14 protein-coding genes are annotated in these 18,108 nt (G+C 74.9%); 3 read left to right on the top strand and 11 right to left on the bottom strand.

Annotation, left to right across the window (positions count from 1 at the left end; translation table 11 throughout):
* Positions 1-146 precede the first annotated feature (146 nt).
* The 3 genes from BX285_RS25900 to BX285_RS25890 all read right to left on the bottom strand — a co-directional run bounded on the left by BX285_RS25900 (position 147) and on the right by BX285_RS25890 (position 5,069).
* On the bottom strand, positions 147-2,336 hold the full coding sequence (locus BX285_RS25900; protein WP_183107222.1) for a tetratricopeptide repeat protein: 2,190 nt from the start codon (positions 2,334-2,336) through the stop codon (positions 147-149).
* A gap of 298 nt (positions 2,337-2,634) precedes the next feature.
* On the bottom strand, positions 2,635-3,282 hold the full coding sequence (locus tag BX285_RS25895; RefSeq protein ID WP_097235704.1) for an NUDIX hydrolase: 648 nt from the start codon (positions 3,280-3,282) through the stop codon (positions 2,635-2,637).
* Between the two features lie 107 nt (positions 3,283-3,389).
* The gene (locus BX285_RS25890) at positions 3,390-5,069 is read right to left on the bottom strand and encodes a CTP synthase (RefSeq protein WP_257032350.1); all 1,680 of its coding nucleotides are present in this window, start codon (positions 5,067-5,069) and stop codon (positions 3,390-3,392) included.
* Between the two features lie 720 nt (positions 5,070-5,789).
* Here BX285_RS25890 and BX285_RS25885 point away from each other — a divergent pair.
* Positions 5,790-7,802, top strand: coding sequence for a glycoside hydrolase family 15 protein (locus BX285_RS25885; protein ID WP_101948160.1), 2,013 nt, complete (start codon positions 5,790-5,792; stop codon positions 7,800-7,802).
* Between the two features lie 19 nt (positions 7,803-7,821).
* On the opposite strand, the gene BX285_RS25880 is transcribed toward BX285_RS25885, so the two are convergent.
* From BX285_RS25880 to BX285_RS25870, 3 genes are all read right to left on the bottom strand, one after another.
* The gene (locus BX285_RS25880; protein ID WP_097239913.1) at positions 7,822-8,994 is read right to left on the bottom strand and encodes a glycosyltransferase family 4 protein; all 1,173 of its coding nucleotides are present in this window, start codon (positions 8,992-8,994) and stop codon (positions 7,822-7,824) included.
* Between the two features lie 180 nt (positions 8,995-9,174).
* Complete coding sequence (recN, locus tag BX285_RS25875; protein WP_097239914.1) at positions 9,175-10,908, bottom strand: DNA repair protein RecN; 1,734 nt, start codon at positions 10,906-10,908, stop codon at positions 9,175-9,177.
* Between the two features lie 88 nt (positions 10,909-10,996).
* Positions 10,997-11,740: a YitT family protein gene (locus BX285_RS25870; protein ID WP_398901164.1), complete on the bottom strand. Its 744-nt coding sequence runs from the start codon at positions 11,738-11,740 to the stop codon at positions 10,997-10,999.
* Between the two features lie 129 nt (positions 11,741-11,869).
* On the opposite strand from BX285_RS25870, the gene BX285_RS25865 reads away from it, so the two are divergent.
* Entirely contained in the window at positions 11,870-13,369 is a 1,500-nt protein-coding gene (locus BX285_RS25865) for a PLP-dependent aminotransferase family protein (protein ID WP_121178344.1), read from the top strand.
* A 58-nt stretch (positions 13,370-13,427) separates the two neighbouring features.
* Here BX285_RS25865 and BX285_RS25860 read toward each other — a convergent pair whose 3' ends face one another.
* The 4 genes from BX285_RS25860 to BX285_RS25845 all read right to left on the bottom strand — a co-directional run bounded on the left by BX285_RS25860 (position 13,428) and on the right by BX285_RS25845 (position 16,360).
* Positions 13,428-14,333: an NAD kinase gene (locus BX285_RS25860; protein ID WP_097235707.1), complete on the bottom strand. Its 906-nt coding sequence runs from the start codon at positions 14,331-14,333 to the stop codon at positions 13,428-13,430.
* A gap of 91 nt (positions 14,334-14,424) precedes the next feature.
* Positions 14,425-15,231: a TlyA family RNA methyltransferase gene (locus tag BX285_RS25855; protein ID WP_097235708.1), complete on the bottom strand. Its 807-nt coding sequence runs from the start codon at positions 15,229-15,231 to the stop codon at positions 14,425-14,427.
* A gap of 36 nt (positions 15,232-15,267) precedes the next feature.
* On the bottom strand, positions 15,268-15,504 hold the full coding sequence (locus BX285_RS25850) for a hypothetical protein (RefSeq protein WP_097235709.1): 237 nt from the start codon (positions 15,502-15,504) through the stop codon (positions 15,268-15,270).
* Positions 15,488-16,360, bottom strand: coding sequence for a hypothetical protein (locus tag BX285_RS25845; protein WP_121178342.1), 873 nt, complete (start codon positions 16,358-16,360; stop codon positions 15,488-15,490). Before BX285_RS25845 ends, BX285_RS25850 begins: the two co-directional genes overlap by 17 nt.
* A gap of 180 nt (positions 16,361-16,540) precedes the next feature.
* Between BX285_RS25845 and BX285_RS25840 the strand changes: the two genes are divergently transcribed.
* Positions 16,541-16,888 (top strand): SCP2 sterol-binding domain-containing protein, encoded by a 348-nt coding sequence (locus BX285_RS25840; protein WP_097235710.1) that lies wholly within the window; start codon positions 16,541-16,543, stop codon positions 16,886-16,888.
* A 76-nt stretch (positions 16,889-16,964) separates the two neighbouring features.
* On the opposite strand, the gene BX285_RS25835 is transcribed toward BX285_RS25840, so the two are convergent.
* Positions 16,965-18,002: an HAD-IIA family hydrolase gene (locus BX285_RS25835; protein ID WP_097235711.1), complete on the bottom strand. Its 1,038-nt coding sequence runs from the start codon at positions 18,000-18,002 to the stop codon at positions 16,965-16,967.
* Between the last annotated feature and the right edge of the window lie 106 nt (positions 18,003-18,108).

The raw sequence follows: 18,108 nt of genomic DNA, 5'->3' as shown, positions 1-18,108 counted from the left end.
AGTGTAATGAAGCCCAGTCGGCGTGTCAGCCTTCCAAAGTGAATAATTTTCCCGCACACATTGGCAGGTTCGTAGGCTTCCCCTGCGACTTACCCGCCAAAGACGTCGGAACCAGGCATCTTCGACAATACCTCCGAACCTGCCCGTCACCACCCGGCGTCGACGCGTTCCCGCAGGTCCGCAAGGGCCGCCCCGACCGCCTCCAGGCCGCGCTCGTCGCCGAGCCGGCGCAGGACCGCCAGCGCCGCCCGGTACTCGCGGTCGGCCTCGTCGAAGCGGCGCTGCGCGGTGTGCGCCTCGGCCACCCGGGCGAGCAGCCGGGCCTCGGCCGCGTGGTCCCCGAGCGACTGGCGCAGGCCGAGCGCCCGCCCGTACCAGTCGGCGGCGCGCACCGCGTCGCCGAGCGCCCGGTGGCAGCCGGCCGCGCCCTCCAGGGCGCGCGCGCAGAGCGGTTCGTCGTCGGCGGTCCGGGCGTGCTCCAGGGCGGCCCGGTAGTGCGCGGCAGCCTGCTCCCAGCGGCCCGCGGAGACCTGCAGGTCGCCCAGGTTGAGCAGGGCGGCGGAGGCCCGGCGGGGCCGGCGGTTGCGCTCGGCGACGGTCAGCACCAGCTCGTGCAGCCGGTAGAGGTCGGTGGGTGCCGCGGCGCCGGTCAGCGGCAGCGCGCGCAGCAGCGCGGTGACCAACCTCCCGGCCGAGCCGTCCAGGTCGCCCTGACCGATCGCGTCGGCCACCGCGCCGAGCAGCAGCTCCCGCTCCCCGAGCAGCCACTCCCGGGCGTGCGCCGCCGAGCGCAGCCGCAGCGCGGCCGGCAGCGGCTCGGGGGCCGCACCGGCTCCTGCACCCGAGCCGGAGCCGTCGGCCGGTTCGAGCAGCGCCCGGGCGGACTCGGTGAGCCGGACCAGCCGTTCCAGCAGCCGGGCCCGGGCGAGCTCGGTCTCGGCGGGCCGGTCCTCCTGCTGCCGCAGCCTGACCAGCCGGGGGTAGAGCCGCCCGGGCACCCGGTAGCGCGGGGTGCCGTCGGCGGCGGGTGCCTCCTCGCCCAGCAGCTCCCGCTCGGCGAGCGCCGCCAGGGTGGCGGCCGCCTCCGGCACCGGACAGCCGACCAGGGCGGAGGCGGTGCGCGGGTCGGCCGTCTGGGCCGGGGCCAGGGTGAGGGTGCGCAGCATCCGTGCCTGGGCGGCCGGCAGTGCGCGGTAGAGCAGGGCGAACGCACCGAGCAACGGGTCGTTGTCGGGGACGGGCACCGGCTCGGCCGGCTCCGGGCCGGGCTTGACCCAGGCCGCCGGGTCGCCCGCCGACTCGGCGCCGGGGGCGGCCGCCTTCTCCCCCTTCTTCTTGGCGGTGCTCCGAGGCGCGTCCTTGGGCCCGCTCTCGGGCACGGACTTCTGCGCGACCCTCGACGGCTTCGCCGTCGCCTCCGCTTTCCCGAGCGCCTTCCCGGCCGCGTTCCCGGCCACCGCCCCGGCCGCGTTCCCGGCGGCGCCCCCGGCCGTCTTCCCAGCCGCCGTCCCCCCCGCCTTCCTCGAACCGTCCTTGGCCCCCGCCGCAGGCGCCGTCTCCTCCCCCACCACCAGGTTCAGCTCCCGCGCCGCGTCGGTCACCGCGCTCTTCGGGCTCCCGCGCAGCCACCCCGCCATCAGCCGCAGCGTGGCCGGCCGGGCGGCGCAGGCCTCGGCCAGGTCGGCCGCGCCGACCGGGTCGCAGGAGATCCGGGTGCCGCCGACCAGGTCGGCCAGCAGCTCGCCGGAGGCCGTCCGGTCCAGCCCGCCGAGGATCACCGGGTCGATGTCCTCGATCCCGGTGAGCGGCCCGGCCGTGGTGGCGAGCACCAGGCAGCCGGGTTCGTCGGCGAGCAGCGGCCACACCTGCCCGGCGTCCCGTACGTCGTCCAGGACGAGCAGCACCCGCAGCCCCGCCAGCGCCTCGCGCAGCGCGACGCAGCCCGGCTCGTCGCGCCCGTCCCCGGCCGTTCCGGGCAGCGGCACGGGGGACTCGGGGTCGAGCTGTTCCAGCAGCAGCCGGGCGGCCCGTGCGGGCGGCACCCGGCCGCCGTCGGCGGCGGACATCCGGGCGAACAGCACGCCGTCCGGGTAGTCGGCGGCGACGGTGCGGGCGAAGCGCGCGGCCAGCGCGGTCCGCCCGGAGCCGGGGCGCCCGGCCAGGACCAGGACCGGGCAGCGGCCGCTGGCCGGGCGGGCGGCGGCCGCCCGCAGCGCGGCCAGTTCGGCGCGCCGCCCGACGAACAGTGCGGGCCCGGCCGGCAGCCGGTCCAGGCCCGGGACGGCCCCGGCGGGCGCGCCGGGGCCGGGGTCCATCGTCGCCGTCTTCCTCGCCACCCGTGCCACTCCCGACGTCATCCCGCTCGGCATCCGACGCTCGGCATCCGGACTCGACGTCCGGTGCTCGGACGGTGCTCGGAGGTCCGGTGCCCAGCGGAGGCGGCCCGGGACGGGCGCCCTGTCTGCGAAGCGTAGTTCGACCGTCCGGCTCGGCCGAGGTGACATCCGGTCGTACGAACCGGCGAATCACTCGGTCGAATCAACCGGTACGGCCGTCGGCACCCCGGAGCACCGCCCCCGTCCGGACGAACCCGGGAAAACCGGGCCAGCCGGCCCGGCCGAGCGGACCGACCGCTCAGGCCTCGAAGGGCCGGGCCGGCCAGGGCGAGTCCGCCGGGCGCAGCGCGTCCAGCCCGTCCGGCCCGGTGAGCGCGGCGTGCACGGCGAGGGTGCCGGTGATCAGGGTCGGGTTGTGCAGGTGGCCGCCCTGGATGAGCCGGATCAGCTCCGGCACCGGCACCCAGGCGACCTCGATCTCCTGTTCCTCGCCCTCGGCCGCGTAGCGCTCTCCCTCGGCCGCCGACAGGTCGGTGGCCAGGAACATCCGCAGCGCCTCGTCGGTGCCGCCCGGGGAGGTGTAGTAGTCGGCCAGGATCCGCCAGGTGTCGGCCTTGCAGTGCGCCTCCTCGTACAGCTCGCGCTGGGCGGCGTGCCACGGGTTCTCGCCGGGGACGTCGAGCAGGCCGGCCGGCAGCTCCCAGAGCCGCTGGCGCACCGGGTGGCGGTACTGGCGCAGGACCAGGACCCGCCGGCGGTCGTCGAGGGCGAGCACCGAGACCGAGCCGGGGTGGGTCTGGTAGTCACGGCGGGCCCAGCTGCCGTCGGGCATCCGGACCTCTTCGCTGCGCACGCCGGTGACCTTGCCCTGGAACGGCGTCCGACCGGCCCGGACCTCCCATTCCTCGGCCACGTCGGTGATCACCCGGTCGCTCTGCTCGTCCATCGCTCTCCCCTTTTCGTCAGTACGACACAATCTAACGCCGAACGGCGGCCCCGCGGGAATCGCGGGGCCGCCGTCCGGTGAACGACCGAGGCCGAGGAGGGGAAGACCTACTCGGAGGCAGCGGTCTTGATCTCGATGGCAGCCTTGACCAGTCCCGCGAACAGCGGGTGCGGGCGGGTCGGGCGGGACTTCAGCTCCGGGTGGGCCTGGGTGGCCACCAGGTAGGGGTGCACCTCGCGCGGGTACTCGACGTACTCGACCAGGTCGCCCTTGGGCGAGAGGCCGGAGAAGGTCAGGCCGGTCTTCTCCAGGTCCGCGCGGTAGGCGTTGTTGACCTCGTAGCGGTGGCGGTGGCGCTCCTCGACGTACGGCTCGCCGCCGTAGACCTCGCGGACGATCGAGCCCTCGGCGAGCTTGGCCGGGTACAGGCCCAGGCGCATGGTGCCGCCCAGGTCGCCCTTGCCGTCGACGATGGCCAGCTGCTCGGCCATGGTGGAGACGACCGGGTGCTTGGCGGCGGCGTCGAACTCGGTGGAGTTGGCCTCGGGCAGGCCGGCCAGGTTGCGGGCGGCCTCGATGACCACGCACTGCAGGCCCAGGCACAGGCCCAGCAGCGGGACCTTGTTCTCACGGGCGTAGGTGATGGCGCCGACCTTGCCGTTGACGCCGCGGTCGCCGAAGCCGCCGGGGATGCAGATCGCGTCCACGTCGCCGAGCTGCTCGCGGGCGCCCTCGGGCGTCTCGCACTCGTCCGAGGTGACCCACTTGATCTCGACCCGGGCGTTGTTGGCGAAGCCGCCGGCACGCAGCGCCTCGGTCACCGACAGGTAGGCGTCCGGCAGGTCGATGTACTTGCCGACCAGGGCGACCTTGACGATGTGCTGCGGCTCGTGGACGCGGCGCAGCAGGTCGTCCCAGGTGGTCCAGTCCACGTCGCGGAACGGCAGGTCCAGGCGGCGCACCACGTAGGCGTCCAGGCCCTCGCCGTGCAGCACCTTGGGGATGTCGTAGATCGACTTGGCGTCGATGGCCGCGACCACGGCCTCCTCGTCCACGTCGCACATCAGCGAGATCTTGCGCTTGATCGCCTGCGGGACCTCGCGGTCGGCACGCAGCACGATGGCGTCCGGCTGGATGCCGATGTTGCGCAGCGCGGCGACGGAGTGCTGGGTGGGCTTGGTCTTCAGCTCGCCGGAGGGGCCGATGTACGGCAGCAGGGAGACGTGCACGAAGAACACGTTGTCCCGACCGACCTCGTGGCGGACCTGGCGGACGGCCTCCAGGAACGGCAGCGACTCGATGTCTCCGACGGTGCCGCCGACCTCGGTGATCACCACGTCGACGTCCTCGGTCGCCATCCGGCGGATCCGGGACTTGATCTCGTTGGTGATGTGCGGGATGACCTGGACGGTGTCGCCCAGGTACTCGCCGCGGCGCTCCTTGGCGATGACGGTCGAGTACACCTGGCCGGTGGTGACGTTCGCCGAGCCGTGCAGGTTGGTGTCCAGGAACCGCTCGTAGTGGCCGATGTCCAGGTCGGTCTCGGCCCCGTCGTCGGTGACGAAGACCTCACCGTGCTGGAACGGGTTCATGGTGCCCGGGTCCACGTTGAGGTACGGGTCGAGCTTCTGCATCGTCACACGCAGGCCGCGGGCCTTGAGCAGGGCGCCGAGGCTGGAGGCGGTGAGCCCCTTGCCGAGCGAAGAGGCGACACCCCCGGTGACGAAGAGGTGCTTGGTCGTCACGGCGCGGCCGTTCGCTGCCTTGCCGGAATGGGGCTGTGCCAAGAGGGGGCTCCCGTGGGTCGTGTGTCGAAGGTGACGTGGGCGGGAAGCTCTCGGCTCGCCGGGCGACGGGAGGCCGGCGGGGTGCGCGGCGCTCGAAGGGTCGTCGGTTCGGCTGGTCCGGGGCGTTTGATCCCGCCGGTCCACGGGATACCAGGGTAACAGTGACCCGACCGGGTCGCCGTTCGGGCCGCGCGCGCCGCACCGGGGGCGCGCGCCGGGCGCACCACCCGCGCATCATCCGCCGCATGAGTCACACCGGTCGCACGACCCACCGGACCGGGCCAGGCCGGGGCGTCCGGCCGGGCCATGCCGGATCCTCCTGGCAGGCCACCCGGAGGTGATCCTTCCGGACCATCCTTCGCCACACGCCCGCGATGCACGGCATTTCCGCCGAATTGCGGCGCCACACCGGGCCTCGCCCGCGTGCTTCGCCCCTTTCGTCCGTCGTAAGCTGCACGGACGCATCGCCGACAGCACGAGCACGCGGAGGGCGTGGGAGGGTCAGGACACTCCCGGTCCCCGATGCGCGACCGGACCTCCCCGTATTGCAGCTCCTCCCCACCCACTCCAGGGGCTCGACCGAGCCCCGCGCGGACACTCCAGCAAGGCCTGCCACCACCCCCGGCAGTCCGGACGTCCCGGGGTGGACCCCCGGCCCCGCAGACCGCTCGCTCCCTCCGCTCGCCGATGCCCTGACCACATTGCGAACTGGAGATCCACGTGGCCGGCCGTATCGAGGACTACGCACTCATCGGGGACATGCAGACCGCTGCCCTGGTCAGCAGGGACGGGGCGGTGGACTGGCTCTGCCTCCCCCGCTTCGACTCGCCGGCCGTGTTCGCCGGCCTGCTCGGCACCGATGAACACGGCTTCTGGCGGATCGGCCCGGCCGAAGCCGTCGTGTCCTCGGTCCCCATGCCCGTGCCCGTCCCCGCCGCCGCCACGGCCCCCACCACCGCGGGCCGGGTACGCATCGCCGACACCGCCGACCTGCGCGTTCCCCCGCCCACCGCCGCCGCCCCCGCCGTGCCCGCCGACCGCCGCCGCTACCGGGGCGACTCGCTGATCCTGGAGCAGGAGTGGGACACCCAGGGCGGCACCGTGCGGGTGATCGACTTCATGCCGCCGCGCCCGCTGGCCGGCAAGGATGCCGTCCCCCAGGTGATCCGGATCGTCGAGGGCGTGGCCGGCAGCGTCCGGATGCGCTCGGCGGTGCGGATGCGCTTCTCGTACGGCCGCATCGTGCCCTGGGTGCACCGCGTCGAGCAGGCTGACGGCGGCCACCGCACCGTCGCCATGGCCGGGCCCGACTCGGTCTGGCTGGACGGCGAGGCCGACACCTACGGCCGCAACCTCACCACCTACGCCGACTTCACCGTGACCGCCGGCGAGCGGATCGCCTTCGCCCTCACCTGGCAGGCCTCCCACCTGGACCCGCCCACCGCCCCGGACGCCGAGGAGATGCTGGACGCCACCGCCGACTTCTGGCACGAGTGGGCCGACCAGTGCACCTACCAGGGCCCCTACCGCGAGGCCGTGGTCCGCTCCCTGATCACCCTCAAGGGCCTCACCTACGCCCCCACCGGCGGCATCGTCGCCGCCCCCACCACCTCGCTGCCCGAGGACATCGGCGGCGAGCGCAACTGGGACTACCGCTACACCTGGCTGCGCGACGCCGCGATCACCCTCTCCTCCCTGCTGCGCACCGGCTACCGCGACGAGGCCCGCGCCTGGCGCGAATGGCTGCTGCGGGCCGTGGCGGGCGACCCGGAGAACCTGCAGATCATGTACGGCATCGCGGGCGAGCGCGAGCTCACCGAGTCCTCGCTGGACTGGCTGCCCGGCTACGAGGGCTCCCAGCCCGTCCGGGTCGGCAACGGCGCCGCCGGGCAGCTCCAGCTCGACGTCTACGGCGAGGTCGTCGAGGCCCTGCACCTGGCCCACATGACGGGCCTGGTCCGCAACGACCACGCCCACCACCTGCAGCTGCGCCTGATCGACTACCTGGAGGACCACTGGCAGGAGCCGGACGAGGGCATCTGGGAGGTCCGCGGCCCGCGCCGGCACTTCGTCCACTCGAAGGTGATGGCCTGGGTCGCCGTCGACCGCACCATCAAGCTGCTGGAGCAGACCCCCGAGGACGCCCCCGCCGACGGCCACCTGGAGCGCTGGCGCGAGCTGCGCGAGACCATCCACCGGGACGTCTGCGAGAAGGGCTACGACCCGGAGCGCAACACCTTCACCCAGTACTACGGCGGCCGGGAGCTGGACGCCTCGCTGCTGCTCATCCCCCAGGTCGGCTTCCTGCCGCCGGACGACAAGCGGGTGATCGGCACCATCGAGGCGATCCAGCGCGAACTGTCCACCGAGGACGGCTTCGTGCTCCGCTACCCGACCCACGACGAGTCGGGCAACAACGTGGACGGCCTCTCCGGCCACGAGGGCGCCTTCCTGGCCTGCTCGTTCTGGCTGGCCGACGACCTCGCCATGATCGGCCGGGTCCAGGAGGCCCGCGAGCTGTTCGACCGGCTGCTCGCGCTTCGCAACGACCTGGGCCTGCTCGCCGAGGAGTGGGACCCGCGGCTCAAGCGCCAGGTCGGCAACTTCCCGCAGGCCTTCAGCCACGTCCCGCTCATCGACACCGCCCTGCGGCTGACCGCCTGCGGCGCCGCCTACCTGTCCGCCCAGCCGGACGGCCTGGCCGCCGACCGGGCCGAGCAGGCCACCGTCTGAGCCGCGGCGAGGACGTGCTTCAGGCGCGCTGGACCAGTTCGTCGTAGGTGCTGAGCACCTGGGCGACGGTGGCGGCCTCGTCCGGCCAGGTCTCGGCCTGCTGCCGGCCGGCCGCCACCAGCTGCTCGCGCCGGGCCGGGTCGGCCAGCAGGGCACGCACCGCCTCGCCGATCGCGGCCGGGTCACCGGCGGGCACCAGCACGGCGGCGTCACCGACCAGTTCGGGGATGCCGCCGACGGCGGTGGCGACGACCGGCACGCCGGCCCGCATCGCCTCCTGCACCACCAGCGAGCGGGCCTCCCAGCGGCTGGAGACCACCACCACGTCGGCGGCAGCCAGCAGGTCGGGCACGTCGGTGCGGTAGCCGAGCAGCCGCACCGGCAGCTTCTCGGCGGCCGCCCGCTCGCGCAGCGGGCCCGCCTCCGGGCCGTCCCCGGCGAGCAGCACCAACGGCTCCGGGTCCAGGGCGGACAGTTCCCGGGCGGCGTCCAGCAGCAGTCCGAAGGCCTTCTGCGGGACGAGCCGGCCGATCGCCAGCACCAGCGGGCGGTCCGGGCCGTCGCCGTCGCCGAGCAGCGCGGCGCGCGCCTCGGCCCGGCCGAGCCGGCCCTCGGGCATCGGCGGGGCGGCCACCGGGCCGAGCCGGGCGTCGGTGGCGCCCAGTTCGCGGGCCCGGGCGACCAGGTCGGAGGAGGCGCCGAGGACGAGGTCGGCGGCGCGGGCCACCCGGCGTTCCATCAGCCGCTGCAATCGGCGCTCCATGCCCGTGGCCAGCAGCGCGTGGTGCGAGGTGACCACCAGCGGCGTCTCCGGGCGCAGGCCCGGGAAACGGCCGGCGGTGCGCAGCGCGAGATCGGAGAGCAGTCCGGCGCGCAGCCCGTGGGCGTGCACCACGTCGGCGCCGGTGAAGGCCCTGCGCAGCTCGCCGATCGCGGTGGCGTCGCTGCGGGCGCCCGCGGTGGGGGTGATGTCGACGGTGTGGAACCGGGCGCCCGTCCGGGAGAAGCCGAACAGCGCGTCCGTGCCGGCCGGTGCGCAGACCGTGACGGTCACCCCGTGCGCGACCAGGCCGTGGGCCAGGGAGCGCACGTGCGCACCGATGCCGCCGGTGCTGGCGGCCAGGACGAGTACCACGTGCAGCTGCCCCGGTTCCGGGGCGGCCGCGGTGGCACGGGCGGCGGAATGGTCCACGTCGTCTCGCATCCGACTCGATCAGGTTCGCGCGCCGCTTCGCGAGGATTGCCCGCCGGGCGGCGCTCGGGGCTGGGAAGCCAGTGTCCAGCCGCCACCATGCCAGGTCGGCGGCCCTCTTGGACAGTCGGCGGCACCGGGGCGCGTCGCCGACCTGCCCGCGGGGGCCGCCGACGGCGGCTACCGGCGGCGCGGGGCGCGGGCGGCGGCCAGCAGCTCCTCGGCGTGGGCGCGGCCCAGCTCCGAGTCCTCCAGGCCGGCCAGCATCCGGGAGAGTTCGCGGACCCGCTCCTCGTCGTTCAGCACCTTGACGCCGCTGCGGGTCACGGTGCCGTCGTTGGTCTTCTCCACCACCAGGTGCCGGTCCGCGAACGCGGCGACCTGCGGGAGGTGGGTGACCACCACGACCTGGGCGGACTCGGCCAGTTTGGCCAGCCGGCGACCGATCTCGACCGCGGCCTTGCCGCCGACGCCGGCGTCCACCTCGTCGAAGAGGTAGGTCGGGACGGGGTCGGCGCCCGCGAAGACCACCTCGACGGCGAGCATCACCCGGGACAGCTCACCGCCGGAGGCGCCCTTGGCGATCGGGCGGGGCTGGGCGCCCGGGTGCGGGGCGAGCAGCACCTCGACCTCGTCCACGCCGTGCGGGCCGTAGGCGACGGTACGGCCGTCGATCTCGATCCCGGACAGGTCGTCGAGTTGACTGATCGAGAAGGTCACCCGGGCGTGCGGCATGGCGAGTTCGGCGAGTTCGGCGGAGACGGCCTCGGCGAAGCGGCCGGCCGCGGCCTGCCGGGCCTGCGACACCTCGGCCGCCAGTTCGGCCAGTTCGGTGCGCAGCTCGGTCTCCCGGGCGCCCAGTTGGTCGATCCGGTCGTCGTCGCCGTCGAGTTCGGCGAGCCGTACGGCCCCGGCCTCGGCCCAGGCGATCACCTCGGCGAGGGTGTTCTCCTCGCCGCCGTACTTGCGCAGCAGCTGGGCCAGGACGGCCCGGCGGTCCTCGACGGCGGCCAGGCGCACCGGGTCGGCGTCCAGGTCGTCGGCGTAGCCGGCCAGGTCGCCGGCCACGTCGGCGAGCAGGTAGCCGACCTCGTTGAGGCGGTCGGCGAGCGCGGCCAGCCGCTCGTCGTGGTGGCGTACGGCGTCCAGGGCCCGGCGGGACTGCGCGAGCAGGGTGCCCGCGTCCAGGGCCTCCGGGTCGGCCGGGTCGCCGGCCAGGGCGGCGTGGGCGAGGGTCGCGGCGGAGGAGAGCGCGTCGGCGTGGCCGAGCCGTTCGGCCTCGGCGGCGAGTTCGGTGTCCTCGCCTGCCACCGGCTCGGCGGCGGTGATCTCGTCCAGGCCGAAGCGCAGCAGGTCGGCCTCCTGGGCGCGTTCGCGGGCCCGGGTGGTCAGCTCCTCCAGCGTCGCGGAGACCTCGCGCAGGGCGCGGTAGGTCTCGCGGTAGCGGGCCAGCGGCTCGGCCACCGCCTCGCCCGCGTACCGGTCCAGCGCGCCGCGCTGGCGGGCCGGGCGCAGCAGGCGCTGCTGGTCGGTCTGGCCGTGCACGGCGATCAGGTCCTCGCCGAGCTCGGCGAGCAGCCCGACCGGGACGGCCCGCCCGCCGACGTGCGCGCGGGAGCGGCCCTCGGCGGAGACGGTCCGGCTGATCAGCAGGGCCCCGTCGTCCAGTTCGGCCCCGGCCTCGACGGCGCGGGCCGCCGCCGGGGAGTCGGCGGGCAGTTCCAGCCGGCCCTCGACGACGGCGCGTCCGGTGCCGTTGCGCACCAGGCCCGGGTCGGCGCGCCCGCCGAGCAGCAGGCCGAGGCTGGTGACGACCATGGTCTTGCCGGCCCCGGTCTCACCGGTCACGGCGGTGAAGCCGGGGGCGAGTTCGACCACCGCATCGTCGATGACCCCAAGATCCCGTATCCGCATCTCGTCCAACACGGAGACGACCTTACGAGGTTCCGCCCCCGGCGCGCGACGAGCGGCAACGGCGCGCGGCAATTCCGCGCCCCGAAACTCACTCCTTCCGGGAGTTTCGCGAGGGCACCGGCACGGTGCACCAGGGCAGGAAGAACTGCACCAGCGGGCCGATGGCCAGCGCGTACGCGACGGTGCCGATCCCGGCGGTGCCGCCGAGCAACAGGCCGACGGCGAGTACGGCCAGTTCGATGCCGGTGCGGATCAGCCGCAGCGAGCGGCCGGTGCGCCGGTGCAGTCCGGTCATCAGGCCGTCCCGCGGCCCGGGACCCAGGCGCGCGCCGATGTAGAGGCCGGTGGCCAGACCGTTGAGCGTGATCGCGGCAACCGCCCCGGCGATCCGGACCGGCAGATCGGGCAGGTCGCCGACGAACCGCAGGGTGAGGTCCATCGCCGCGCCGATCACCAGCACGTTGGCGACGGTGCCCAGGCCCGGGCGCTGGCGCAGCGGTATCCACAGCAGCAGGACCAGGGCTCCGCAGATGGTCACCCAGGTGCCGACCGAGAGGCCGATGCTGCGTTGCAGGCCCTGGTGCAGGACGTCCCACGGGTCCAGGCCGAGGCCGGAGCGGAGCATCAGCGCCATGCTCGCGCCGTACAGCGCCAGGCCGGCGAACAGCTGCGGGATCCGGCGGCCGAGGGCACCGGTGTCGCCGAGGACGCGGGCCACGAGGGTGCTCTCCGCGGTGGCCGGTACGGGCGCGGTCATGCCGGCCGGTACGGGCGCCGCGGCCGGTACGGGCTTGGACGTGGTGGCTGGTTCGGGTGTGGTCGTGGTGGCCAACGGTGCTCCTGCGATGGTGCTGCACCTCCGGGCGGCCCGGTGGTGGCGGACGGTACGGCCGCCCTGCCATGATGGCCGGGCCAAAACGGCCCGCTCCAGGGCCAATCCCGAGCAAGTGGACTGATCGCCATGGCCGACTGGCACACCACCGTCACCCCGCCCGCGCTGGCCCGGCTGCTCGCCACCGCCCGGCTCCCCGAGTCGGCCGCCACCCGCCGCCCCGCCTACCGCTCCCTCGCCGCCCGCATCCGCCTGCTGGTCACCGAGGGCCGGCTGCCGGTCGGCGCCCGCCTGCCCGCCGAACGCGAGCTGGCCTCCGCCCTGGAACTGAGCCGCACCACCGTCGCCACCGCCTACGAGACGCTGCGCGACGAGGGCTACCTGCACAGCCGGCGCGGCGCGGGCAGCTGGACCGCCCTGCCCGAGGGCGCCCCGCCGCCCGGCGACGCCCTGCACCCCGTCCCGCCGGACGAGCAGGACCGCACCCTGGACCTCGGCGTCGCCGCCCTGCCCGCCCCGCAGCCCTGGCTCGGCGCCGCCGCCGCCCGGGCCGTCGAGCAGCTGCCCTACTACGCCTCCGGGCACGGCCACTACCCCACCGGCGTCCCGGTGCTGCGCGAGGCCGTCGCCCGCCGCTACACCGAGCGCGGCCTGCCCACCACCCCCGACCAGGTTCTGGTCACCACCGGCGCGATGGGCGCCCTGCACCTGGTCCAGCGGGCGCTGGTCGGCCGCGGCGACCGGGTCGCCGTCGAGGCGCCCAGCTACGCGCACACCCTGCAGGCCCTGCGGCTCACCGGCGCCCGCCTGGTCCCGGTGCCGTACGCCTGGGCCGCCGGCCCCCGCTGGGACGAGGAGGAGTGGCAGCGGGTGCTGCGCGGCGCCGCACCCAAGCTCGCCTACGTCATCCCGGACTTCCACAACCCGACCGGCGCGCTGATCGATGAGGAGCAGCGCCGCGAGCTGCTGGCCGCCGCCCGGGCCGCCGGGACGGTCGTCCTGGTGGACGAGACCACCGCCGAACTCGGCTGGGGCGTGGCCGAGTCCACGCCGCTGCCGCGCCCGGTGGCGGCGCTGGACCGGTCCGCCCAGGTGGTCACCGTGGGCTCGGCCGGCAAGCTGCTCTGGGGCGGTCTGCGGATCGGCTGGGTCCGGGCCGCGCCCGCGCTGGTGCGCCGGCTGGCGAGCGAGCGGGTCTACAGCGACGTCGGCACCCCGGTGCTGGACCAGCTGATCGCCGCCGAACTGCTCGGCGAGCCGCTGCCCGCCGTACGGGCCCACCAGCTGGCCCGGCTGCGGGCCACCGCGCACGCCTTCGCCACCGCGCTGCCCGCGCACCTGCCCGACTGGGGCTTCCACCTGCCCCCCGGCGGGCTCGCGCTCTGGGTCTCCACCGCCGGGGTGTCCGGCGCCGCGCTGGCCCTGGCCGGGGAACGCGACGGGGTGCGGATCGCCTCGGGCAACCGCTTCGGCTCGGACGGCGCCTTCGAGCACCACATCCGGATCCCGCTCACGGTGCCCGCCGCGACCGTCCCCGCCGCCGTCGAACGCCTCGCCGGGCTGGCCGCCCGCGCGGCGGCCGGCTCCCGGCTCGGCCCGGCCGAGGAAGCCCAGCCGCTGGCGGTCTGACGGACCGCCAATCACCTTGCCCCGAGCCGGTCCTGGCGTCCAACCCCTGGCGCTCGTCCTAGTGGTGGTCGGCCCGGCCGCGCCAACCCGTCACCGGCAGCGCGAACTTGGCCACCAGCCGGTCGGTGAACGGCGCCCGGTGCAGTCTGGCCAGCCGCACCGGCGTCTGCCCCCGGCGCACCTCCACCCGGGCCCCGGCGGGCAGTTCGACCGAGCGCCGCCCGTCGCACCAGAGCACCCCGTGCGGGGTCTTCGGCTGCACCTCGACGGCCAGCACCGACTCCGGCGAGGTCACCAGCGGGCGGGCGAACAGCGCGTGCGCCGAGATCGGCACCATCAGCAGCGCCTCGACCTCCGGCCACACCACCGGGCCGCCACCGGAGAACGCGTACGCGGTGGAACCGGTCGGCGTCGCACACACCACGCCGTCGCAGCCGAAGTTGGAGACCGGGCGGCCGTCCACCTCGGTGACCACCTCCAGCATCCGCTCCCGGGACGCCTTCTCGATCGACGCCTCGTTCAACGCCCAGTCCTGGTGCACCACGTCGCCGTTGGTGCGGACGATGACGTCGAGGGTCATCCGCTCCTCGACCTCGTAGTCGGCGTCGACCACCCGCTCGACCACCACCGCCAGGTCGTCCCGCTCGGCCTCCGCGAGGAAGCCCACCCGGCCCAGGTTGATCCCGAGCATCGGCAGCCCGTGCGAACGGGCCAGCTCCGCGCCGCGCAACAGCGTCCCGTCCCCGCCGGCCACCAGGATCAGCTCACAGCCGTCCGCCGCCCCGAGGCCCTCGGCCACCTTCTCGACGCCGTCCGGCAGGTCCAGGTCGACCGCCTCGGCCTCCAGCAGCCGGATCCGGAGCCCTGCCTTCAGCAGCCCGTGCACCAGGCTCTCGACGCTGCGCAGCGCCGCCTCCCGGCCGGTGTGCGCGATCAGGAAGACCGTACGTGCTTCATCGCTCATGCCGCTGCCCTCTCCCTAACGCCGGCCGGGTCGCCCTCGGCCCCGGTGCGGCCGCCATACAGCATGACGGGCCGGACGTCCGCAGAGCACCCTATCGGGGCCCCTCCGCCACGGCCCGGTCCGCCTCCGCGGGGTCCAGCTGCGGGGCGTCCCGGCGCAGCCAGAGGAAGTACTCCACATTGCCGGACGGCCCCGGCAGGGGGCTCGCGGTCACGGCCCGCACGCCCAGCCCGAGCTCCCACGCCTGCCCGGCGACCTGGCGCACCATCTCGGCGCGCAGCTGCGGGCTGCGCACCACCCCGCCGCTGCCCAGACGCTCCTTGCCGATCTCGAACTGCGGCTTGACCATCAGCACCAGGTCCGCGTCCTCGGCCGCGCAGGACGCGAGCGCCGGCAGCACCAGGCCCAGCGAGATGAACGACAGGTCGCCCACCACCAGGTCCACCGGGGTGCCGCCGATCAGCTCCAGGGTCAGCTCGCGCACATTGGTGCGGTCCATCACGGTGACCCGCTCGTCGCTCTGCAGCGACCAGGCGAGCTGCCCGTAGCCGACGTCCACCGCCAGCACGCCGGCCGCCCCGGCCCGCAGCAGCACGTCGGTGAAGCCGCCGGTGGACGCGCCCGCGTCCAGCGCCCGACGGCCCTCGACCACCAGGCCCTGCGGCACGAACGCCGCGAAGGCCCCGGCCAGCTTGTGGCCGCCGCGCGAGACGTAGTCGGGGTCGTTGTCGTCCTTGGCCACCACGACCGCCGCCGAGGTCTCCACCTGAGTGGCCGGCTTGGTCGCGGTGGTGCCGCCGACGGTCACCCGGCCGGCCGCGATCAGCTCGGACGCGTGCTCACGCGACCGGGCCAGCTTGCGGCGGACCAGCTCCGCGTCGAGTCGGCGTCGTGCCACTGCCACTGGTGTTTCAGCTCCTACCGGTCCTACGGGTCATTCCTGGTCGAGCGCGGCCAGTGTGTCGGCCAACCGCTGGTGAACATCTTCGTACACCGCGACGTGTGCCTCGGCCGGGACCCCGTCCAGGGCCTCCAGCCGGGCCAGCCCGGCGTCCACGGCGGGGTGGCCGGTCGGGGCCAGCTCGACGCCCAACGGCTCCACCTGCCCGGCCGGTGCGCCCGCGTCGGACGGACCACCGGTCGGTTCGCTCGTCTCACTCGTCTCGGGCATCGGGCTTCTTCGTGCTGGTGGCCTTGCGGACGGTGGTCCGCTTGGTCGCCGTCCGCTTCGCGGCGGCCTTGGGCTGCGCGGCCGCCTTGGGCTGTGCGGCGGCCTGCTTGGCGGTGGCGCTCTTCTTGACGGTCGTCGTCTTCCTGGCGGCCGCCTTCTTCGCAGCGGTCTTCCCGGCGGTCTTCTCGGCGGTGGCCTTCCTGGCCGGGGCCTTCTTCGCGACCGGCTTCCCGGCCGCCGCGTTCTCCTTCCCGGCCTCCTTCCCCGCTCCCTTCTCCGCCGCGGTCCGGCGCGCGGGCGCCTTCCGCGGCACAGCGGGCACGGCCGGGGCGGCCGGGGTGGCCGGCGGCACCGGTGGATCGACCTCGACCGGCTCGTCCACCTCCACCCGCTCGGCGACTATCGGCTCCCCCACCGAGCGGCCCGCCGAACGTTCCTCCTCGAACTCCCACCCGCGCCCGAACAGGTCGTCCGCCCGCGGCGCCGGCACCGGCTCCTCCGCGCCGTACGCACCCGTCCCGGGCTCCGCCGCCGGAGCCTCCTCCTCGACCTCGCTCAGCTTGCTCTCCAGGTACGCCAGCACCACCCCGACCTTGGTGACCTGGTCGCCGACCTTCTCGAAGACCTTCTCCGCCTCGTTGCGCGCCACCCCGACCGCCAGGTCCACCCCGGCCCGCCCGGCGGTGAACGCCTCCTCGGCCAGGGTCTGCAGCGTCTTCGCCGACGGCGGGAACTGCCCGCCCAACCGGCGCTCGACGTCGGCGACGTCGACCCCGGCCTTCTCCAGGATCACGGCCGCCGTCCCGACGACCCGCTTGCCGACCTCCTCGACCACCCCGGCGGCGGTCTCCACCACTCCCCGAACCGTCCTCGGCAGCATCCGGGTGCCTCCCAATCGCCTGCGCGCGTCCCTGCGTCGCCCTCGGCACCCGGGCCGTTCCGGGCACCCCACGGACGACGCTACCGCCAAAACCCCGCTGAGGTACCGTGGGCCCGCAGTCAGCACCGTAGCGACCAGGGGATGGAGCCACCGCCCATGGCGAACGCCGAGGAGTGCCGCGAGGCGCTGGAGCAGCTCAGCCGGAACATGGCGAAGTCCACCGGTGACGTCCACAAGGCCGCAGCCCTCGACCGCTCGGTCAGCTGCCGGATCACCGACCTCGACCTGACCTTCACCGGGCAGCTGCGGGACGGCCGGATCCAGGACGTGGTCGTCACACCGGGAGCGCCCGCAGGCAAGGCCGAGATCCGGCTCACCATGAGCAGCGACGACCTGGTCGCCCTGGTCGGCGGCCGGCTGAACTTCGCGTCCGCCTGGGCGAGCGGCCGGGTCCGGCTGGAGGCGGGCTTCCGCGACCTGCTGCGGCTGCGCGCCCTGCTCTGAACCCGGCCGTCGGCCCTGCCCGAAGGCCCCGGGGCCTCGAAGATCCGGGCCCTCGAAGACCCCGGTCGGAGATCCGTCAGAAGCCCAGCTCGGCCAGCGCCTTCCGCCCCTCCACCGGCGCGCCGTCCGTGTCCAGCGCCGTCCACGCCGCCGCGCACAGCGCCCGCAGACCGTCCCAGCTGTCCCCGGCCCCGGTCACGTGCAGCGCGCCGCCCTCGACCCGGGCGGCCCAGCCGCCGCACCCGAAGCCGTCGCCCTCGACCGTCACCGCCGCGTGCGGGACGAGCAGTCCGCGCAGGTCGGCCGCCAGGTAGGTCGGCCGGTGCTCGGCCGGGGCCGCCAGCAGCAGCTCCGGGGTGGTCACCCCGGTGAAGACCAGCAGACTGTCCACCCCGCCGTTGAACGCGCCCTCGATGTCGGTGTCCAGCCGGTCCCCGACCACCAGCGGCCGCTTCGCGCCGGTGCGCAGCACGGTCTCCCGGTGCATCGGCGGCAGCGGCTTGCCCGCCACCTCCGGCTCCACCCCGGTCGCTGCCCGCACCGCCGCGACCAGCGTGCCGTTGCCCGGCGCGATGCCCCGCGCCCGCGGCACCGTCAGGTCCAGGTTGGACGCCACCCAGGGCAGCCCGCTCTGCACCGCGTACGAGGCCTCCGCCAGGTCCGTCCAGCCCACCGAGGGATCGAAGCCCTGGACCACCGCGAGCGGCTGGTCGGCCAGCGAGCGGACCGCGACCAACCCCTGCTCGGCCAGCGCCTCCTCCAGCCCGAGACCGCCCACCACCAGCACCTTCGCGCCGGGCGGCACCTTCTCGGCGACCACCCGGGCGGCCGCCTGGGCCGAATTGATCACGTCGGTGGGCTCGGCCGGAACGCCCAGCTCGGTCAGATGCTCGGCCACCACGCGCGGCGGGCGGGAGGCGTTGTTGGTCACGTACGCGAGCCGCATCCCGGCCGTCCGGGCGGCGTCCAGCGAGGCCACCGCGTGCTCGATCGCCTGTGCCCCGGCGTAGACCACGCCGTCCAGATCCAGCAGCGCCGTGTCGTACGCCTCGGTCAGCGGCCGCTCGCTGCCGCCCGGGGTGGTCCGTCGCACGGGGGTGGCCGTCTCGGTCATGGCTGCGCTACCTCATTCACTGCGTCATCGTTCACTGCGTCGTCGTTCAGTACGTCGTCCGTCAGGCACCACGTCGTCCGTCAGGTCGTTCACCGGTCCGCACCGG

Origin of the sequence: Streptomyces sp. 1114.5 (genome assembly GCF_003635085.1) — a bacterium.
Lineage (GTDB): Bacteria > Actinomycetota > Actinomycetes > Streptomycetales > Streptomycetaceae > Kitasatospora.
The sequence above is the reverse complement of the archived record's forward strand: the minus strand, read 5'-3'. Positions and strand labels throughout refer to the sequence as shown.